The sequence below is a fragment of the Mesorhizobium sp. genome, assembly GCF_004962925.1.
In the GTDB taxonomy this organism is placed as follows: domain Bacteria; phylum Pseudomonadota; class Alphaproteobacteria; order Rhizobiales; family Rhizobiaceae; genus Mesorhizobium.
This window is the reverse complement of sequence record NZ_SUEO01000156.1, coordinates 10479-13091: the sequence shown is the minus strand read 5'-3', so window position 1 is coordinate 13091 and position 2613 is coordinate 10479. Positions and strand designations below refer to the sequence as shown.

The window sequence follows — 2613 nt, the reverse complement described above, 5'->3', positions numbered from 1 at the left end:
GCCCTATGCCGCGGGAGCCAAGCGAAGCATCTGCGCCGGCGGCACTGGCGATTGCTTCCAGCAGAGCGCGGGCTGCCACCGGGTTCTGCGCCTGGAGCAGGCCGTTCCTGGAAAGGATAGGACCTTGCACGGAAAACATCTGATCGGCAGCCGTATTCGCATGGAGAATTGCTCCGTTGGCGCCAGTAAGAACAATAGGCACAGCCAGGTAGTCGAGCGCCTCGCGATAAAGACTTGATGTAACGCGGGTCTGATCGAGCAAATCGCCAATCAGCGAAGCACGGCGCAGATGCGGCGATAGCAATGCCAGGAAACGCTGATCTTCAACTGATATGGTCCCCCTGCTGGCGCGCGTGGTGCGGCCCATGAGCCCGATCCGGTCTGCCGTATGAACGAATTTGGTGATGCAAGCCTCGCGCAATCCCTGTGGTTTGGCCCAATTCTGAAAAAACGGCGTTTGCTGGAGTTCGGCTTCACTCATGCGCGACAGCGTCGCAACGGGCGTGTCAATGTCGCCAATGACTGCTGCCTTCAGGCCAGGGATCTCATCAAAGTCATAGTCCTCCTGGAGCACACGCATTTGCACGGGATCCCAAGGCGATTGAGCCGCGAACCGGCCATGATTGTCGGCGGTGCTGGCAAGCGCGATGGTGGTGTAGGCCGCGTCGACGGCCTTTGTGATCCGGGTCATCACATCAGCCCAGCCTTCCGGATTCAAAACGCAATCGTAGATATCACCGATAATCGAACTAAGTGCTTCGCTGCTCAGCCTCTCCACCACGCCTCCTATCCATTTACATGCTCCGCTTCGGAGGATTTCGCGGCATCACACTTTTGGGTGACGCCACGCGTGGTTGAGCTCGATTATGGGTTTAATTCAATCAGGTGAACGCCGCGATTAATGTCGCTGGTTATTCCTGGAATGGAAAGCATTGCGTCCAATATTTTTTTAAGTCGCAGGGGTACGCCATTGTTGCAAAAGACGGTGTTTTCATCGGCTCAATTGCCGTCGCATCTTAGCGAACGCGATCGCTTTTCCCTTTGGCAGGATATCCATGTCGCGGAGATATGGTCGGTCGAATATGGCATTTCAGAAGATCTGCCTTTCGAGGCGACGATCGAAGCCTCGGCGATCGGACCGGTGGTTCTTGGCCAGATGTCGGGAACGATCAAGCATGCGACGAGGAATGCGAGCAACATCGCCGCCGACGACAATGATGGCTACCTTCTGCTGATCAACAAGGCCGACACCGTATTGGCCGGAGCCCAGGTCGGCCGTGACTATGATGTCGGCCAGGGAGAAGCGGCCCTGGTCACAGCGGCAGAGCCTCTGAAAATGATCGGCAGCGACAAGAATGTATGGATGAACGTGGTGATCCCGCGCGCCATCCTCGCGCATGCCCTCCCGCGTATCGATGACAGGCTGGCGCTGAAGATCGACAGTAAAAACGAGGCCCTGGGGCTGCTCAAACGTTACTGCCAGTTTCTCGAAGCCGGCGATCCTCTCGTCGCCCCGGAACTGATAACCCATGCCACGGAAACGATCGTCGATCTGATCGGCCTGGCGACCGGAGCGAAAGGTGAGGCGGCGGAATTGGCCGGCTTGCGCGGTCTGCGCGCCGCCAGGTTGCAGGATGTTTTGGCGAAGATCGCGGACAATTTTGCCAACCCTGGCATCTCGGCACAGCGCGTGGCCGAAGAACTCGGCCTGTCGGCCCGCTATGTCCATGATCTCCTTCAGAAGACCGGTATCAGCTTTGCCGAGCACGTGCTCGAACTGCGCTTGCAGAGAGCCCACAAGATGCTGTCGCAGCGACGCAATGACGGCATGCGGGTCAGCGAAATTGCCCTGATATGTGGATTCAGCGACGTCTCCTATTTCAATCGCTGCTTTCGTCGCCGCTTCGGCTATACGCCAACCAGCGCCAGGTAGAAGCCGGACACCTCCGACCGGGTTTTTTCGAGACCGCAATCAGGTCCTGACAACGACCGATTAACAGGCTGGAGGGACAGCGCCCCCTCTGTCCTGCCCTCTTTGCCAAAACTTGGCATCTCCCCCGCAAGGGCGGAGATTGGCAGCTTAGTGCCAGCACCAACCAATCACCACGACAGCGCAAAAGCCAGCTTGCCGAAATGCCGGCCGCCGGCCGCCATGTGTGCGTAGGCTTCGGCTGCCTGGTCCTGGCTGTACACCGTGTCGATGACCGGCTCGATACGGGCAGCGGCGATGGCGCGGGCGGCGTCGTGCAGGTCGGACACCGAACCGGTATTGTTGCCCACCACCTTGAGCGCCTTGACGATGATCGGCAGCAGGTTTGCGGTGGCCTCGGTGCCGGTAACGAAGCCGATGGTGAACACCGTGCCGCCCGAAGCGGCGGCGTTGATCGAGCGGGCGAAGGTGGCCGATCCGCCGGTCTCGACGATCAGGTCGGCGCCGATGCCGTCGGTCAATTCGAGCACTTTGGCGTCCCAGTCCGGCGTCGTGCGGTAGTTGATCAGATGATCGGCGCCGAGTGCCTTGGCGCGCTCCAGCTTGTCGTCCGACGACGAGGTGATGACGACCGTGGCGCCGGCGGCCTTGGCCAACTGCAAGGTGAAGATCGAGACGCCACC

The 2613-nt window shown here is 59.5% G+C and carries 3 protein-coding genes; 1 reads left to right on the top strand and 2 read right to left on the bottom strand.

Going from position 1 to position 2613, the window contains the following annotated elements; genetic code table 11:
* Window positions 1-781 (bottom strand): PAS domain-containing protein (locus E5W87_RS25315; RefSeq protein ID WP_292403843.1); only part of this gene is annotated, 781 nt, incomplete at its 3' end.
* A 204-nt stretch (window positions 782-985) separates the two neighbouring features.
* Here E5W87_RS25315 and E5W87_RS25310 point away from each other — a divergent pair.
* The gene (locus E5W87_RS25310) at window positions 986-1933 is read left to right on the top strand and encodes an AraC family transcriptional regulator (protein ID WP_292403841.1); all 948 of its coding nucleotides are present in this window, start codon (window positions 986-988) and stop codon (window positions 1931-1933) included.
* Window positions 1934-2100: 167 nt separating this feature from the next.
* On the opposite strand, the gene E5W87_RS25305 is transcribed toward E5W87_RS25310, so the two are convergent.
* A partial coding sequence (locus E5W87_RS25305; protein WP_292403839.1) for a zinc-binding dehydrogenase occupies window positions 2101-2613 on the bottom strand: 513 nt, incomplete at its 5' end.